At 70.1% G+C, this 16082-nt stretch carries 15 protein-coding genes; 7 read left to right on the forward strand and 8 right to left on the reverse strand.

Annotation, left to right across the window (positions count from 1 at the left end; translation table 11 throughout):
• Positions 1-72: 72 nt before the first annotated feature.
• Genes ACVFYP_RS02035 through ACVFYP_RS02050 form a run of 4 tightly spaced genes read left to right on the forward strand, consistent with a single transcriptional unit; the run spans position 73 to position 3460 of the window.
• Entirely contained in the window at positions 73-840 is a 768-nt protein-coding gene (locus ACVFYP_RS02035; RefSeq protein ID WP_499198454.1) for an IclR family transcriptional regulator, read from the forward strand.
• A gap of 13 nt (positions 841-853) precedes the next feature.
• Complete coding sequence (locus ACVFYP_RS02040; RefSeq protein WP_499198455.1) at positions 854-1429, forward strand: carboxymuconolactone decarboxylase family protein; 576 nt, start codon at positions 854-856, stop codon at positions 1427-1429.
• Positions 1426-2454 (forward strand): amidohydrolase family protein, encoded by a 1029-nt coding sequence (locus ACVFYP_RS02045; protein ID WP_499198456.1) that lies wholly within the window; start codon positions 1426-1428, stop codon positions 2452-2454. Before ACVFYP_RS02040 ends, ACVFYP_RS02045 begins: the two co-directional genes overlap by 4 nt.
• Positions 2455-2491: 37 nt before the next feature.
• Positions 2492-3460 carry a Bug family tripartite tricarboxylate transporter substrate binding protein gene (locus ACVFYP_RS02050; protein ID WP_499198457.1) on the forward strand — a complete coding sequence of 323 codons (969 nt, stop codon included), beginning with the start codon at positions 2492-2494 and terminating at the stop codon, positions 3458-3460.
• A 45-nt stretch (positions 3461-3505) separates the two neighbouring features.
• On the opposite strand, the gene ACVFYP_RS02055 is transcribed toward ACVFYP_RS02050, so the two are convergent.
• From ACVFYP_RS02055 to mdlC, 3 genes are read right to left on the reverse strand one after another with little or no spacing between them, the layout of a single operon-like run.
• On the reverse strand, positions 3506-4351 hold the full coding sequence (locus ACVFYP_RS02055; RefSeq protein ID WP_499198458.1) for a cytochrome c: 846 nt from the start codon (positions 4349-4351) through the stop codon (positions 3506-3508).
• A gap of 23 nt (positions 4352-4374) precedes the next feature.
• Positions 4375-5340, reverse strand: a complete 966-nt coding sequence (locus ACVFYP_RS02060) for a Bug family tripartite tricarboxylate transporter substrate binding protein (protein ID WP_499198459.1) — start codon at positions 5338-5340, stop codon at positions 4375-4377.
• A gap of 35 nt (positions 5341-5375) precedes the next feature.
• Entirely contained in the window at positions 5376-6974 is a 1599-nt protein-coding gene (mdlC, locus tag ACVFYP_RS02065) for a benzoylformate decarboxylase (RefSeq protein ID WP_499198460.1), read from the reverse strand.
• Positions 6975-7135: 161 nt separating this feature from the next.
• On the opposite strand from mdlC, the gene ACVFYP_RS02070 reads away from it, so the two are divergent.
• From ACVFYP_RS02070 to ACVFYP_RS02080, 3 genes are read left to right on the forward strand one after another with little or no spacing between them, the layout of a single operon-like run.
• A complete protein-coding gene (locus tag ACVFYP_RS02070) occupies positions 7136-9172 on the forward strand; it encodes a hydantoinase/oxoprolinase family protein (protein ID WP_499198461.1) in 2037 nt (678 codons plus the stop codon).
• Positions 9172-10797 carry a hydantoinase B/oxoprolinase family protein gene (locus tag ACVFYP_RS02075; RefSeq protein WP_499198462.1) on the forward strand — a complete coding sequence of 542 codons (1626 nt, stop codon included), beginning with the start codon at positions 9172-9174 and terminating at the stop codon, positions 10795-10797. Before ACVFYP_RS02070 ends, ACVFYP_RS02075 begins: the two co-directional genes overlap by 1 nt.
• Positions 10798-10820: 23 nt before the next feature.
• A complete protein-coding gene (locus tag ACVFYP_RS02080; RefSeq protein ID WP_499198463.1) occupies positions 10821-12041 on the forward strand; it encodes a serine hydrolase domain-containing protein in 1221 nt (406 codons plus the stop codon).
• A gap of 36 nt (positions 12042-12077) precedes the next feature.
• On the opposite strand, the gene ACVFYP_RS02085 is transcribed toward ACVFYP_RS02080, so the two are convergent.
• The 5 genes from ACVFYP_RS02085 to ACVFYP_RS02105 form a co-directional block, all read right to left on the reverse strand.
• On the reverse strand, positions 12078-13388 hold the full coding sequence (locus ACVFYP_RS02085; protein ID WP_499198464.1) for an NtaA/DmoA family FMN-dependent monooxygenase: 1311 nt from the start codon (positions 13386-13388) through the stop codon (positions 12078-12080).
• 95 nt (positions 13389-13483) lie between these two features.
• Positions 13484-13864, reverse strand: a complete 381-nt coding sequence (locus tag ACVFYP_RS02090) for a hypothetical protein (protein ID WP_499198465.1) — start codon at positions 13862-13864, stop codon at positions 13484-13486.
• Positions 13865-13916: 52 nt separating this feature from the next.
• The gene (locus ACVFYP_RS02095) at positions 13917-14690 is read right to left on the reverse strand and encodes a class I SAM-dependent methyltransferase (RefSeq protein WP_499198466.1); all 774 of its coding nucleotides are present in this window, start codon (positions 14688-14690) and stop codon (positions 13917-13919) included.
• The gene (locus tag ACVFYP_RS02100; protein WP_499198467.1) at positions 14690-15358 is read right to left on the reverse strand and encodes a TIGR04282 family arsenosugar biosynthesis glycosyltransferase; all 669 of its coding nucleotides are present in this window, start codon (positions 15356-15358) and stop codon (positions 14690-14692) included. Before ACVFYP_RS02100 ends, ACVFYP_RS02095 begins: the two co-directional genes overlap by 1 nt.
• Entirely contained in the window at positions 15355-16026 is a 672-nt protein-coding gene (locus ACVFYP_RS02105; protein WP_499198468.1) for a TIGR04283 family arsenosugar biosynthesis glycosyltransferase, read from the reverse strand. The genes ACVFYP_RS02100 and ACVFYP_RS02105 overlap by 4 nt, the downstream gene beginning before the upstream one ends.
• Positions 16027-16082 lie beyond the last annotated feature (56 nt).

The raw sequence follows: 16082 nt of genomic DNA on the forward strand, positions 1-16082 counted from the left end.
CGGCGATAACCCTGTTCTCCACAGAGTGCAATACACTTCCATGCTGTGGATGTATCCGGTAAGGTCCGCCCAATGAGGAAGCCCAAGGACACCGCCACGCCCCGGCCTCGCCGTGCGAGCCCTGTCGAAGCGCCGCCCGAAGTGGCGGGGCTGGAGGGCAATGTGCGCGCCGTGGACCGCGCTTTGGCCCTGCTCGATGCGTTCCGGGAGGAGGAGGGGGCGCTGCCGCTGGCGGATCTGGCGCGGCGCAGCGGGCTGCACCTGACCACGGCGCTGCGCCTGCTCGGCACGCTGGAAAGCCATGGCTTCGTCAAGCGGCTGCCGACCGGCGGCTATGTGCTGGGCGCCACGCTGCTGCTGCTGGGGGAGCGCTTCCGGCGCAACCTGCGGCTCGATGACCATGTGCGCCCGGCGCTGGAACGGCTGCGCGCCGAAAGCGGCGAGAGCGCCACCTTCTTCGTCCGCGACGGCGACCGGCGACGCTGCCTGTTCCGCCTGGAAAGCCCGCATCCCGTGCGCGACTTTGCGCGTGTGGGGGAGGCGCAGCCGCTGGGCATCGGCGGGCATGGCCGCGCGCTGCTGGCGCTGGACGTGCCGCCGGACCAGCGTCCGCGCCTGCCGATCATCAGCCGGGGAGAGCGGCTGCAGGATGTGGCCGCCATCGCCGCGCCTGTGCTGGGGGCGGGCGGCCTGCTCGCCGGTTCCATCGGCATCACCCTGCCGCTCTATCGCTTCAACACCGCCGCCGAGGCGCTCTGCACCGCGCTGGTGGTGCGGGAGGCGTTGGCGGTGACGGCGGCGCTCGGCGGCGACCCGACGCCGATCCGCGAACTTGTCTGAAGGAGGAAACACCATGGCCCGACTGACACTTCCGGCGGAAGCCGACCGCACGCCCGAACAGGCGGAGGTTTGCGCCGAGGTCGTCTCCGGCCTGCGCGGCCGCGTGCCGGCGCCGATGTTCGCCTGGATCCGCAACCCGGAACTGGCGCGCCGCGGCCAGAAGCTGGGCGAGCTGCTGCGCTACCAGACGACGCTGGAGCCGAAGCTGAGCGAGCTCGCCATCCTGGTCACCGCGCGGCACTGGACCTCTCACTACGAATGGATGGCGCATAAGCGCGAAGGCCTGAAGGCCGGCATGGATCCGGAGGTGATCGCCGCCATCGCCGCGCGCCGCGAACCCGCGCTGGCCGATGACCGCGAACGCGCCGTCTACGACGTGGCGCGCATCCTGGTCGGCAGCGCGCGCCTGCCGCAGGCGTTGCACGACCACGGCACCCAGGTGCTGGGCGAGCGCGGCATGGTCGAGCTGGTGGCGCTGGTCGGCTACTACTCCATGGTCGCGCTGACGCTGAACGCCTTCGAGATCGGCCTGCCCGATGCGCTGGCGCCGGAACTCGGCGAGGAGCCGGAAGCGGCGGCCTGGCCATGAGCACGCACTACCTTTCGGTCCGGGAGGACTGGCTGGCGGCGCGGAAGGAGGAGATCCTCGACCCGGGCCAGCTCATCATCGATCCGCATCATCACCTGTGGGACCGGCCGGGCTGGCGCTATCTGCTGGATGAGATGCTGGCCGATATCCGCAGCGGCCACGACGTGCGCGCCACCGTCTTCATCCAGGCCCGCGCCATGCACCGTGCGGACGGGCCGGTGGAGATGCAGCCGGTGGGGGAGACCGAATTCGCCAATGGCGTCGCCGCCATGTGCGCCAGCGGTGGCTATGGCGATGTGCGGGTCTGCGCCGGCATCGTGGGTTTCGCGGATCTGCGGCTCGGTGCCGCGGTGCGGCCAGTGCTGGAGGCGCATATCCGCGCCGGCGGTGATCGCTTTCGCGGCATCCGCCATATCGCCACCTGGGACCCCGACCCGGCGATGCTGAACCCGGCCTATCAGCCGGCGGAGGACATGCTCGATTCCCCCGAATTCCGCGCCGGCTTTGCGCAGCTGGCGCCGCTCGGCCTCAGCTACGACGCCTGGATGTTCTTCCCGCAGATCCCGCGCCTGACGGCGCTGGCCCGCGCCTTTCCCGGGACGCCGATCGTCCTTGACCATTGTGGCGGCATCCTGGGGATTGGCCGCTATGCCGGGAAGCGGGATGAGGTCTTCGCCGAATGGTCGCGCCATATGCGCGATCTCGCCACCTGCCCGAATGTGATGGTCAAGCTGGGCGGGCTCGGCATGCGGCAGCCGGGCTTCGGCTTCGAGGCCGGCGCGATCGCGCCTTCCTCCACCCAGCTCGCCGAGGCCTGGCGGCCCTGGATGGAAGCCTGCATCGAGAGCTTCGGCACGGATCGCTGCATGTTCGAGAGCAACTTCCCCGTCGACAAGGGTGGCTTCGGCTATGCCGCCGGCTGGAACGCCTTCAAGCGCCTGGCGCAGGGCGCTTCGGCGGAGGCCAAGGCCGACCTGTTCTGGCGCAGTGCCGCCCGCTTCTACCGCCTGCCCCATTTCGACTGACAACGACGTTTCGACGCCACCACCAAGGAGGAAAACAATGATCCGACGTCTCGCCCTCGGCGCGCTGCTTGGCGCGCTCACCGTGCTGCCCGCCATGGCACAGTCCTCCTGGCCCGACCGGCCGATCCGCCTGGTCGTGCCCTTCGGCGCCGGCGGCCCCAGCGACATCGTCGCCCGCATCCTGGTGCCGAAGCTCTCCGCCACCCTCGGCCAGCCGGTGATCGTGGACAACCGCGCCGGCGCCGGCGGCGTGACCGGCCTGGATGTCATCGCCCGCGCCGCGCCGGATGGCTATATCTTCGGCATGGGCAGCGCCGGCGGCCTGGCCATTTCACCGAGCCTCGACCGGGGCACACCCTACAACCCGCTGACCGATCTGGCGCCGTTGACCCTCGGCGTGCTGGTGCCGGAACCGCTGGTGGTGCCCGTGGCAACCGGCTTCCAGACCATCCAGGACCTGATCGCGGCCGCCAAGGCGCGGCCCGGCGCGCTGAATTTCGGCTCCACCGGGTCGGGCAGCATGCCGCATCTGGCGGCGGAGCAGCTGCGCGCGGCGGCGGGGCTGGACATCGTCCATATCTCCTACCGCTCCGGCGGCGCGCTCTCCACGGCGATCCTGACCAATGAGGTGCAGCTCGGCTTCGCTGACCTGCCCGTGCTGCTCGGCCATATCCGTGGCGGCACCATGCGGGCGCTGGCGGTGGGCACGGCGGAGCGCCTGTCCTGGCTTCCGGATGTGCCGACGATGCGCGAGGTCGGACTGCCGGCGGTCGATGCCAGCAACTGGCACGGCTTCGTGGCGCCGGCCCGCACGCCGGAGCCGATTTTGGTGGCGCTGCATGGCGCCCTGGCCGGTGCGTTGAACGACCCGGAAGTGCGTCGCCAGCTGGATGGCCAGGGCGCGATCCCGGGTGGCAACAGCCGCGCGGAATTCGGTGCCTTCATGCGGCGGGAGCTGGAGAAGTGGGCGGAGGTCATCCGCGCCAACAACATCAAGGCCGAGTGATTCTTTCTCAAATGGCCGGACCCCATGGGGTCCGGCCATCCTGCTTCATCGGGCCGGGCGGCGCGCCGCCATATGCTCGAAATAGGCGATCAGGCCGTCGAGCTGCGCCTCGCTGAGCTGCTCGACCGTAAAACCCGGCATCTTCTGGTCAGGCCAACTGCGGAGGCTGGCCGGGTCGCGGATGTAGCGGCGGAGCGCCGGGGTTCGAAAATACTCCACCGGGCTCATCGGCTGGTTCAGGTCGGGGCCCATCTCGGCCGAACCCGCGCCGTTGATGCGGTGGCAGGACAGGCAGATGGCGGTATAGGCGGCCTGCCCGAGCCGTGCCGGATGATCCGCCGGCAGCGCGGCATCCACCGTCATCTGCGGCCAGCGCCGGGCCGGCGAGGCGACATAGCGCAGCGCCGCCAGCTGATAAGCCCAGTATTCCGGCGAAACGCCGGAGAGCGAGGGCCTTTCCCAGACGATGTAGAACGGCCCGGCACTGACCGGCTTGCCGGGCAGCGATGGCCAGGCGGCCTCCGGCGTCTCGATCGCCAGCCAGCCGCGCGCGGCATCCGGGCCGGCGCTGCGCACAAGGGAGAGCGGGATCTGCGCGGCAAAGCCATCTGTCGCCGCGGCTTCCAGCGTGCCGCCGGGATCCTCCGCCGGGAAGCTCTCCAGCAGCGCGGCCAGCGGCACCGCCTGGTAGCGCGTGGCACCGCCATAGGCCTGGTCGCGTTCGATCGCGACCTCAACCCGATCGGGTCGCGCCAGCAGCGCGGGGGTGTCGATCTCCACCTGACGCGTGCCGTCATGGAGGATGAGCTGGGCGGCGAAGGCGCCTGGCGCGGTGAAGGCGAAAGCCAGGATCAGGCCCAAAGCGGGCCGCCAGGGACGGTATGCGGGCATGGGTCGTGTCTCTCCTGCCACGCCTATTCGGCGCGAATGCCGGCGGCGCGGATCACCGGTTCCAGTGTGGTCTTCTCCCGCGCGATCAGCGCGGCGAAATCGGCGGGCGAGCCGCCACCCAGTATGGCGCCCTGCTGCGCCAGGCGGCCGCCGATGGCCGGATCGCGCAGCGCCTCCGTCACCGTGACCGACAGGCGCTGGACGATGCCATCATCCGTGCCGGCCGGCGCCACCAGCCCGAAGGCGGTGCCGAAGACGAAGTCGATGCCGGCCTCCGCCATGGTCGGCACCTGCGGCAATTGCGGCAGGCGCTGCGGCGTGGCGGCAGCCAGGGCGCGCACCTGCCCGCCGGTGATCTGGCCCAGGATATTGGGCAGGTTGTCGATGACGAGGTCGATCTGCCCGCCGACGAGATCCGTGATCGCCTGCGCGGCGCCGCGATAAGGGATGTGCTGGATATCCGTGCCGGTGGTCTGCTTGAACAGCTCCAGCGCCAGATGCAGGCTGGTGCCCGGGCCGGCGGAACCACCCGTCAGCGTGCCCGGCGCGGCCTTCGCCGCCGCGACCAGCGCCGTCACATCCTGCCACGGCCGTGCGGGGCCGACACACAGCACCTTCGGCGTGCTGATCAGCAGCACGATGGGCGCGAAGGCGGTCTGCGTGTCGAAGGGCATGGAGCGGTAGATGTACTGGTTCACCGCCACCGGCCCGAGCGAGCTGGCCAGCAGCGTGTGCCCATCCGGCGCGGATTTCGCCACGGCATCCGCGCCGATATTGCCACCGGCGCCGGCCCGGTTCTCCACCACGAAGGGCTGGCCGAAGCGTTCGGAGAGGCGCGGCGCCAAGGCGCGGGCCAGCGTGTCCACCAGCCCGCCGGGCGGGAAGGGCACGACGATGCGCACCGGGCGCGAGGGCCAGGACTGGGCAAGGGCCGGCGTGGCGAGCAGTGCCCCGGCGGTCAGGGTGAAGCGGCGGGTGACGATGGGCATGGGCATTCTCTCTCCCTAATGTCCCGGCCCGTTTGTCAGGCCTTGTGGTACAGGGTGGGGATCGCCGCATCGACGACGACCTCCACCAGCATGGGTCCTTCGGCCTGGCAGGCCTCGTGCAGCGCGGCGTCGAGCATCGCCGGGTCGGTGACGCGCAGGCCGGGGCAGCCCATGCCTTGCGCGATGCGGACGAAGTCGAGGCCCGGCAGGTCGATGCCGGGGATGTCGCGCACCTGCATGGCCTGGCCGATGGAGCGCATGGCGCCGTAGCCGCCATTGTTGATGACGACAGTGGTCAGGCGCAGCCCGTGCTGCACGGCGGTCCACAGCGCCTGGGGGCTGTACATCATGGAGCCGTCGCCGATCAGGCAGACCACGCGCTGGTCCGGCTTCGCCAGCGCCACCCCCACCGCCGCCGGCAGGCCGTAGCCCAGCCCGCCGCTGGCCATGGTGAAGAAGCTGCCCCACTGGCTGCGCGGCATCTGCGCCTGCATGGCCGGCCGATGCGACGGCGCCTCCTCCACCAGAATCGCGTCCTTGGGCATGGCGAGGTGCAGGCGGTGCAGCAGCCAGGCGGCGGGGATGGGGTCAGCCGGCAAAGGTGGTGTCGCGGCCATGCGGGGCGGCGGCGGCACGCGGTGCATCGCCGGCAAGGCCGCCGTCAGGGCCGGGACCGAGAAACGCAGGCTGCCCAGAATGCTGGTGCCGGCGGGCGCGCTGGCGGCGGTGGCATCATCCGCGGTCAGGTGAAAGATCGGCACGCCGCGCCCAAAGATCGTGGCCTCGCCGGCGACATGGAAGGTGAAGACCGGCGCGCCCACCACCAGCACGCAGTCATAAGGCGCCAGCGCGTCGGAAACCGCCTGCGGCGCGGCGGCCAGGAAGCCGGCAAAAAGCCGATGATCCTCGGGGAAGGCGATGCGGCTTGCGAAGGGGCTGGTCAGCACCGGCGCGCCGATCGCCTCCGCCAGGGCGACGAAGGCCTCGCCCATGCCTTCCTGATCCACCTCCGGCCCCGCCACCAGCACGGGCCGGCGCGACGCCGCGATGGCCTTCGCCGCTTCGGCGACCAGCGCCGGGTCAGGGGCGCTGTCCGGCGATAGGATACGCGGCACCAGCGGCGCGCAGGGCCGGCCCCAGTCATCGGCGGGGATGGAGACGAAGGTGGGGCCGCAGGGCCGGCGCAGGGCGATGCGATGCGCCTGGGCGATGGCGGCCGGCACATCCTCGGCCCGCGCCGGCTCGATGCTGAATTTTACGTAGGGTTTGGGAAATTGCGCCGCATCCGTCGCGCCCAGAAAGGGCTGGTTCGGCAGCAAAGCGCGCACCTGCTGGCCGGCGGTGATCACCAGTGGTGCCTGGTTGCGATGCGCGGTGAAGACATTGCCCAGCGCATGCCCCACGCCCGCCGCCGAATGCAGATTGACGAAGGCCGCCTGGCCGCTGGCGCGCGCATAGCCGTCCGCCATGCCGACAACGCAGGATTCCTGCAGGCCGAGGATGTAGCGGAAATCACCCGGGAAGCGGTCGAGGAAGGGCATCTCGGTGGAGCCCGGATTGCCGAAGACCGTGGTGACGCCAAGCGACCGCAACAGGTCCAGCACCGCCTGGCGCACCGTGGTCATGCCGTTCATTCCGTTTCCCCTGTTGGAAAAAGCATAGGTGGCGCCGCCCTTCGACGGCAAGCGCAGGCATGGGGGCTTCCATCCGGGTGCCATCCTCGTGTTCCATCGCGCCGCAGCCGGAGAATGCCCATGCCGAAATCCGTTTTCCCGCAGATGGAACAACCACGCGCATGAGCGCCGCGAAGCCCGTGCGCATCGCCGTCGATATCGGCGGCACCTTCACCGATCTGCAGATCCTCGATGCCCGTCAGGGCCGCATCCAGGCCTGGAAGACCCCCACAACCCCCGCCGATCCCTCCGAGGGCCTGCTGACCGGGGTGCGGGAGGCGGCGGCGCGCTTCGGCTTTTCGCTGGCCGAGGTGGGGCTGCTGCTGCACGGCACGACCATCGCCACCAATGCCGTGCTGGAACGCAAGCTGGCGCGCGGCGTGCTGCTGACCACCGCAGGCTTCGAGGATGTCCTGGAGATCACGCGCCACGTCCGCCGCGATATCTACGGCCTGGCGCCTGACCCCTTTCCCTGCCTGATCGAACGCGACATGCGCTTCGGCGTGGCCGAACGGCTGCGCGCCGATGGCAGCGTGGAACAGAAGCTGGATGGCCTCGGCGCGGTGATGGCGCGGCTGCGCGCGGCCGCACCCGAAGCGGTCGCCATCGGCCTGCTGCATGCCTATGCCAATCCCGCCCATGAACTGGCGCTGCGGGATGCCGTGGCGGAGGCGTTGCCGGGCGTGCCGATCAGCCTGTCCTCCGAAGTCAGCCCGGAAATCCGCGAATACGAACGGCTTTCCACCACCGTGCTGAACGCGCTGCTGATGCCGGTGGTACGGCGCTATCTCGACCGGTTGGAGTCGCGGCTGGGGGAGGGTGGCTTCCAGCCGCGCATCTTCCTGGTGCAGTCGAATGGCGGCATGTGCAGCCTGCGCCATGCGGCGGAACAGCCGGCGCGGCTGCTGCTCTCCGGCCCCTCCGGCGGCGCGCTGGCGGCGGAGCGGCTTTCGCGCAGGCTCTCGCGGCCCAATCTCGTCGCGGTGGATATGGGCGGCACCAGCTTCGATGTCAGCGTGGTGCAGGACCATCGCATCGGGCTGGTGACGCAGGGCGAGGTGGGCGGGCTGCCGGTGCGGCTGCCGATGGTGGAAATGCGCACCATCGGCGCCGGCGGTGGCTCCATCTCCGCCGTCGATGCGGCGGGCAGGCTGACGGCCGGGCCGCGCAGCGCCGGCGCCAGGCCGGGGCCGGTCTGCTACGGGCGCGGCGGCGTGGAACCCACGGTGACGGATGCCAATGCGGTGCTCGGCCGCTTCGATCCGGATTTCTTTCTCGGCGGCGCGATGACGCTGGACCTGGCGGCGGCGCGGGACGCGATGGAAACGCGCATCGGCGCACCGCTCGGGTTGGGCACGGAGGAAGCGGCGGAGGGTGTGCTGCGCGTCACCAATGCGCAGCTCGCCGCGGCCGTGCGGCTTTCGCTGTTCGAGAAAGGGCTCGATCCGCGCGAATTTTCCCTGTTGTCCTTCGGCGGGGCCGGTGGATTGCATGCGACGGAAGTGGCCGACGAACTCGGCATCACCGAGGTGATCTTCCCGCGGGAGCCGGGCACGCTATCGGCCTACGGCATCCTGTTCTCCGACCTGGCGCAGGATATCGCGCGGTCGCGGCTATACGCGGCGGCTGAATCGCAGGCCCTGCTGCTGGCGGAGGCCGTCGCCTCGCTGCGGGCCGACGGCATGGCGCGGCTGGCGGCGGATGAGGTGCCGGAGGATCGGCGCGCGGTCGAGATTGCCGCAGACCTGCGCTATCGCGGCCAGGCCTTCGAATTGCTGGTGCCCTGGCCGGAGGCACCGGCGCTGGCGCCGCTGGTGGCGCGCTTCCACACCGCGCACCGCGCCCGCTTCTCCTACGCCGCGGAAGGCGATCCGGTGGAGATCGTCACCCTGCGCGCCACCGCCATCGGCCGCCTCGACAAACCGGCAGAAGCGGCACCGGAGGCACCGGATGCCGCCACCACGCCCGGCACGCGCCGTATCTGGCAGGGCGGTGCGGCCAGTGATTGGCCGGTGTGGCGGCGGGATGCGCTGCGGCTGGGCGATGTGCTGGAAGGCCCCGCTATCATCGAGGAAGCTTTTGCGACGCATGTCATCGCCCGCCATTGGCAGGCTTCCCTCGACCCCGAAGGCGCGATCATCGCGCGGAGGATGGCGTGATGTTGGGTCCGATCGAAATCGAGGTGATCCGCAACGCGCTGAATGCGGCGGCGGCGGAGATGGACATCACCATCTGGCGCACCAGCCGCAGCACCATCGTGCGCGAATTGCTGGACTACTCCACAGCCGTCTTCGACGCGGAGGGGCGCAACCTGGCGCAGTCCGCGCGCATCCCCGGCCATCTCAATTCGATGACGCATGCGCTGCGGACGCTGCTGGCGGACCACGTGCCGGCGGAGGATTGGCATGAGGGTGACGTCGTCATCTTCAACGACCCTTATTGCGGCGGCCAGCACCTGCCGGACATCCTGGCCTTCCGGCCGGTCTTCCATGACGGAATGCGGATCGCCTTCGTCGGCACGCTGTGCCACCACATCGATGTGGGCGGGCTGGTGGCCGGCAGCTACGCGGCGAAAGCCACGGAAATCTTCCAGGAAGGCCTGCGGATTCCGCCCGTAAAGATCATCGAGGCCGGGCGCCGCAATGAGGGCATCTGGGCGATGATCCGCCAGAATGTCCGCAAGCCGGATCTACTGCTGGGCGATCTGTCCTCCCAGCTCGCGAGCCTGGAAGTCGGCGCCGCCGCCCTGTCGCGACTGGCGACGCGCTTCGGCGCGGCCGCGGTGGTGGAAGCCGGCGCGCGCATCCTGGACATGAGCGAGGCGGGCATGCGCGCCGCCATCGGGCGCATGCCGGACGGCGTCTATGAATTCGAGGATTTCCTCGACGACGACGGCATCGCCATCGGCGAGCGCATCCGCCTGCATGTGACGCTAACCATCACCGGGGAGACGGCGCTGGTCGACCTCTCGGGCTGCGGTCCGCAGGTGGCGGGGCCGACCAATGCGACGCTGGCCAGCACCAATGCGGCGGTGATGTTCGCGCTGATGTGCTGTGCCGATTCATCCCTGCATATGAGCGCCGGCTGCTACCGCCCGATCACCGTGGTGGCGCCCGAAGGGCTGGTGGTGAATGCGCGCCATCCCGCGCCGGTCGCGCATCGCATCGCGGTCACGCACCGCCTGCTGAACGCCATGATGGGCGCGCTGCACCAGGCTGTGCCGGATCTCATTCCCGCCGCCTATTACGGCAACAGCTACGTCACCACCTTCCAGACGGTGCAGGAGAGTGGGGCGCGGGAAGTGCTGGTGGAGATCGAGATCGGCGGGTCGGGCGCGCATCCGGTGAAGGATGGTGTGAACGCCTATGCCTCCGGCATGCACAACAACGCCAATATCCCGATCGAGATGATCGAGGCGCAGATGCCGTTGACCGTGCTGCGCTACGGCTTGCGGCGCGGCAGCGGCGGGTCCGGGCAGTTCCGTGGCGGGCTGGGGCTGCTGCGCGAATGGCGCATCGACAGCGCCGGCTGCTTCTTCACCGCGAATATGGACCGCTTCGACCACGCGCCCTATGGCCTGGCCGGCGGAGGCGAAGCGGCGAAGGGCGCGCTGGTGCTGCGCCGCGACGGCCTGGAATCACCGATCCCGCCAAAGACCGACAACCTGCCGCTGCGCAAGGGCGATGTGGTGCGGCTGGAGACCAGCGGCGGCGGCGGCTTTGGCCCCGTGGAGGCACGCGACCCGGAGGCCTCTTCACGCGATCGCCGAATGGGCTATCTGTGAGCGGGACAGCAGGAGAGCGCGCCATGGGTGGCATCAGCATCGGAAATCCGGAATCGGTCGGGCTTTCCACGGCGCGGCTGGCGCGCATCGATTCCTGGCGGGACGCGTTGGTCGCCGATGGCAAGATCGCCGGCGCCACCACGCTGGTGATGCGCCGCGGTCAGGTGGCGCATTGCGGCAGCAGCGGCAAGGCGGATCTGCGCGGCGCGGAGATGACGCCGGAGACGATCCATCGCATCTATTCCATGACCAAGCCGCTCACCAGCACCGCGATCATGATGCTGTATGAGGAGGGGCGCTTTCAGCTCGACGATCCGATCAGCCGCTTCCTGCCGTATTTTGCTGGCCAGCGTGTCTGCACCGGCGGCGCACGCGGCAAGGTGGATACGGTGCCGGCCATGCGCGGCATCACCTTCCGGGATTTGCTCACGCATACATCGGGCCTGACCTATGGGTTCATGCAAGCGACCGCGGTCGATGCGATGTATCGCGACCAGGGCATCGACTATGGCAGCGCCGAAACCTCGCTGGGCGAGGTGACGGAGGCACTCGCAAAACTGCCGCTGATCGCGGAGCCGGGGACGGAGTGGAATTACTCGGTGTCCACCGATGTGCTGGGCTATCTGGTCGAAGTGATTTCCGGCCAGCCTTTCGCGACCTTCCTCAAGGAAAGGCTGATCGATCCGCTCGGCATGGTGGACACGGATTTCCATGTGCGGGAGGGGCAGGGCGCGCGCTTCGCCGCGAACTACGCGCTGGCTAGCGACCGCAGTCTGAAGCTGATCGATGACCCCAGCACCAGCCGCTATCTGTCGCCCCGAAAAGTGCATTCGGGCGGCGGCGGGCTGGTTTCCACGGCGGCGGATTATCTGCGCTTCTGCCGCATGCTGCTGAACAAGGGCGAGCTCGACGGCACGCGCTATCTGGGCCGCAAGACGGTCGAGCTGATGATGTCGAACCATCTGCGCGGCGACATGGCGGCGATGGGCCAGCCGCGCTGGTCCGAAAGCACGGCGGAGGGCATCGGCTTCGGCCTGGGCTTCTCCGTCACGCTCGACCCGGCGCGGGCGCAGATCCTCGGCACGCCGGGCGAATGCGCCTGGGGCGGCGCCGCCAGCACCGCCTTCTGGGTGGACCCGGCGGAGGATATGGCGGTGATCCTGCTGACCCAGCTCATGCCCTCCTCCACCTGGCCATTGCGGCGGGAATTGCGGGTGCTGAGCTATCAGGCCGTGATCGACTGAAGGCGATCACGGCCGTCTTTCCCGGCGGAGGCCGGCTCAGAAGGCCAGCAGGTTGTCGCGGAATCCCTCGTGCTCATAGGCGCGGCGCACAAGGCCGCGATCCTGCAAGGCGGGCACCAGCCCGTCCTCGATCTCCGCCAGGATGCGGCGGCTGACATTGGGCATGGAGAGCAGGAAGCCGTCGCCGCCGACCTCCTGCATCACCTCGCCCATCCGGGCGGCGACCGAATCGACGGTGCCGCACAGCTCGACCGACAATTCGGTGGCGTTGTCCGACATGGTCTGCCGGATTGAGCGCCCCGCCGCCTTTTCGCGGAACTGCGCCAGGTTCTGCTGGTGGCCGTTGGTTGTCACATCATCCGGCAAGGGTTTGTCGAGGTCGAAGCGGCCGAAGTCGATATTGGTCACCTTGCCGAAATGCGCCAGGCGCTGGATCAGCGTCGCCTCGGCCTTCGCCTGCCGCCGCGCCTTGCGCTCCAGCGCCTCCTCCTCCGTCTCGCCGAGGATCGGGTTGACCAGGTAGAGCACCTTGCAACTGTCCGGATCGCGGCCGCAGGCCACCATCATGCGCCGGACATCGTCGCGATAGGCGCGCATGGCCGGGATGCCCTTCGCATTCACCACGATAGTATCGGCATGTGCCGCGGCGAAGCGACGCCCGCGGGCGCTGCCTCCGGCCTGTGCGATCACCGGGCGGCCCTGCGGCGCGGGGCCGGAATTCAGTGGGCCGCGCGTCTTGAAGTGCTTGCCCTCGAAGTTCACCGCATGGACCTTGGTGGGATCCACCAGCACGCCGGAAGCGCGGTCGGCGATGATCGCCCCCGGCTCCCAGGATTCCCAAAGACCGCGCACCACCGCCATGTATTCATCGGCCATGTCGTAGCGCAGGTCGTGTTCCGGCATGCCGGGCAAGCCGAAGTTCATCGCGGCGATGTCGGAACTGCCGGTGACGGCGTTCCACCCCGCCCGCCCGGCCGAGACCTGGTCCAGCGTCGCCATCAGCCGCGCCAGCAGATAGGGCGGATAGGCGAAGGTGCCGAAGGTCGGGACGATGCCGATATGGGAGGTCACCTGCGTCATCAGCGCCGCGACCACCGAGGGGTCCTGGCGCGGCACGGACAGGCCGTGGGTCAGATAGACCTCGGTCGAGCCGTTGAAGCTCTCGCCGACATAGGAGCTGTCTTCGAGCAGGATGTAGTCGAAGCAGGCGCGTTCCAGGCTGCGCGCCATGTCGAGGAAAAGCTGCGGCTGCATCCAGCTTGTGCCGATATGCCCGGTCCATGCCTCACCCCAGGCCTGCACGCTGGAGCCCTGGAGGAACCAGGCGAGGTGAAAGGGCTTGGCCATGCGATGTTCCCGAATCACGGACCGGCCTGAGCGCCGGTGTCGGGAGCAAGACTAAGCAGGTTCCGTGCCAGGGATGCAGCCCCGCCGTTCCACCCTCACAGCACGCCACGCTCGGCCCGGCGCAGCGCGGCGCAGAGTCGGGAAAAGGCGTACCAGAAGGGGCCGTGCCCGACCGCCCCTTGCCCCGGAACGGGTTCCACCCCCACCGGATCGCCGCGCCGCAGCAGGCCGAGGCGGCTCTCGAAGCGGCCGCGCATATTCTCCAGGAAGGCGCCGCTGGCGGCCATGTAGTGCTCCAGCATCTCCGCCGCGATCTCGATTTCCGACAGGGCATGGCCCTCGGTGGTCAGGCGCTTCAGCGCGCGGCTATCGGCGGCCAAGGCGATGTGCAGCCGGTGCAGCTCCGCCAGGTGGCGGGCGATGGATTGGCGTATCTCCCGCGCCAGTTCGGGGCGGCCGGGATCGCTGTCAGGCATGGACGCATCCTCCGTTTTTCGGAAGGCTGCGCCGGCAGGCATTGCCAGGGCGTTAGCGCTTCTGGCCCCAGATGGCGAAGACGCGGTGCGGCACCTCCAAGGGGTCCTGCGGGAAGCGCGCATCGAGCATCGCCGTCAGCTCCGCCTCGAATCGCGCCACCGCCTCTCCGCCCAGCGCGCCGCCGACGCCGGCGGAGGCGCGGATGCGGCCGATCCAGTCCTCGCGGCTGTACAGCGCGGCATGGTCGAACCCGGCGAAGCCGATGTCCTGGAAACCGGCCAAGGCGAGGTCCGTGGCCCAGGCCGGGTAGAAGCCGGTGCCGCGGCCCATGCGCCAATGCGGGTTATGCGCCTCGATCAGGAATTCCGTGGCATGGGCGACATTGCCGGGCAGGGGGATCCAGTCGAAGTGGCAGATCAGCAGCGCGCCGCCGGGCTTCAGCACCCGCATCGCCTCCGCCGCCGCCAGCCCGCGGTCGAACCAGTGCCAGGCCTGGCCGGCGGTGACGAGGTCGTAGGCGGCAGCGGGCTGGTCGGTGCGTTCGGCGATGCCTTCCTCGAAACGGGCGCGATCGGCGAGGCCCTCGGCCTGCGCCATCCGGCGCGCCGCGGCGACCTGGCCGGCGGCGGGGTCGAGGCCCAGCGTGGTGGCGCCTCGCGCGGCAAGGCCTCGCGCCAGGGTGCCGGTGCCGGTGCCGAGGTCGAGTGCGGCGATGCCGGGGCGCAGCAGACCCTGCTGGCACAGCAGGTCATAGAGGCGCGGGGGGAAGCCCTGGCGATGGCGGGCGTAATCGGCGCTGGTCGCGCTCCAGTTCGGGCGGGTCATCAGCGGGGGGGCTTTCGGCCGGGGCGGGTGGGGCGCTTCACGCGGCGCTTGGGGGCGGCGGTCAGGCGGGACAGGGCGTCGGGCGGCGCCGCGGCCTGATCGCCCCGCAGCCAGGCCAGATCCTCCGCCGTGTCCACATCCCGCAGCGTGCGCAGCAAGGCGATGCGGCGACCATGGAAATTGGCCAGGGTATCGGCCAGCGCCTGGTCGGAGGACCAGCGCACCGCCGCGAAGGGCTTTGCCGGGCGGCGTGGGCCGAAGCCGACCAGCCAGTAGCCGCCATCCTCCGCCGGTCCGAACACCGCCTGGGCGCGGCCAAGGGCGGCGAAGGCAGCGGCGATATCCGCTGTGCCGATGCCGGGAATATCGCTGCCCACCAGCACCACCCGCCGATGCGGCGCCATGGCGCGTTGCATGCGCTGTCCGAGATCGCCCTTGGCCTGGGCGGAACGTGCCATATGGCCGGGCCAGCGCGCGCCACCCCGGGCTGGAGTCACCACCAGCTCCGTCCGCCAGCGGCGGTCGCGCCCGACGGCGGCAAGCAGCGCGGCAAGCTGGCCGCGGTAGAATCGCAGGGCCGCCATGGCGCCGATGCCCTTCGCCAAGCGCCGCTTCACCGCGCCCAGCCTTGGCGCGCGTGCGAAGACCAGCAGCGTGTCACCCCTCATCCGCGCCCCCGGCCCGCATAAATCCGGGCGATCATGCCCGTCGGAAGCCCGGCGTAGAAGAGGGCGAGGCAGGTGAGGTTGCGGGCGGAGCGCGCCAGCCAGCCATCGCGCCGCCAACGCGCTGCGGAGGTGATGGCATCGACGGGCATCGCGACCAGCCGGGCGCGGCCGATGCGCCGCACCAGATCGACATCCTCCATCAGCGGCAGCGGGCGCATGCCGCCGATCTGGTCCAGCAAGTCACGATGGATCAGCAGGCCCTGGTCGCCATAGGGCAGGCCCAGCACCCGGCAGCGCCAGGCAACGGCGCGTTCCAGCCGGCGGGCCTGGGGCGCGGCATCATCCAGGGCGAAGCGGAAATAGGCGGCGCGGTCGGGTCGGGCCATGGCGGCGCGCACCGCCTCCGCCCAGCCGGGTGCGAGGCGGGTATCGGCATGCAGCAGCAGCAGCCAGGGGCCGCGCGCGGCGGCGATGCCGGCGGCGATCTGCGGGCCGCGGCCGCGCGGGGCGGTGATGACGCGCGCGGCGGCCTGGGCGGTGGCGTCGGTGCTGCCGCCATCCACCACCAGCACCTCCGCCGGCGCATCGCCCAGCGCCGCCAGCACCGCCGGCAGGGTGGCGGCGGCGTTCAGCGCGGGGATGACGACGGACAGGCCCTTTATTCTCATTTTGTTCTTGACGATCGCGGCGGGAATGCCTTCTGATGCCTGAGAACAAACCGCGA

This window comes from Roseomonas sp. F4 (assembly GCF_053891155.1).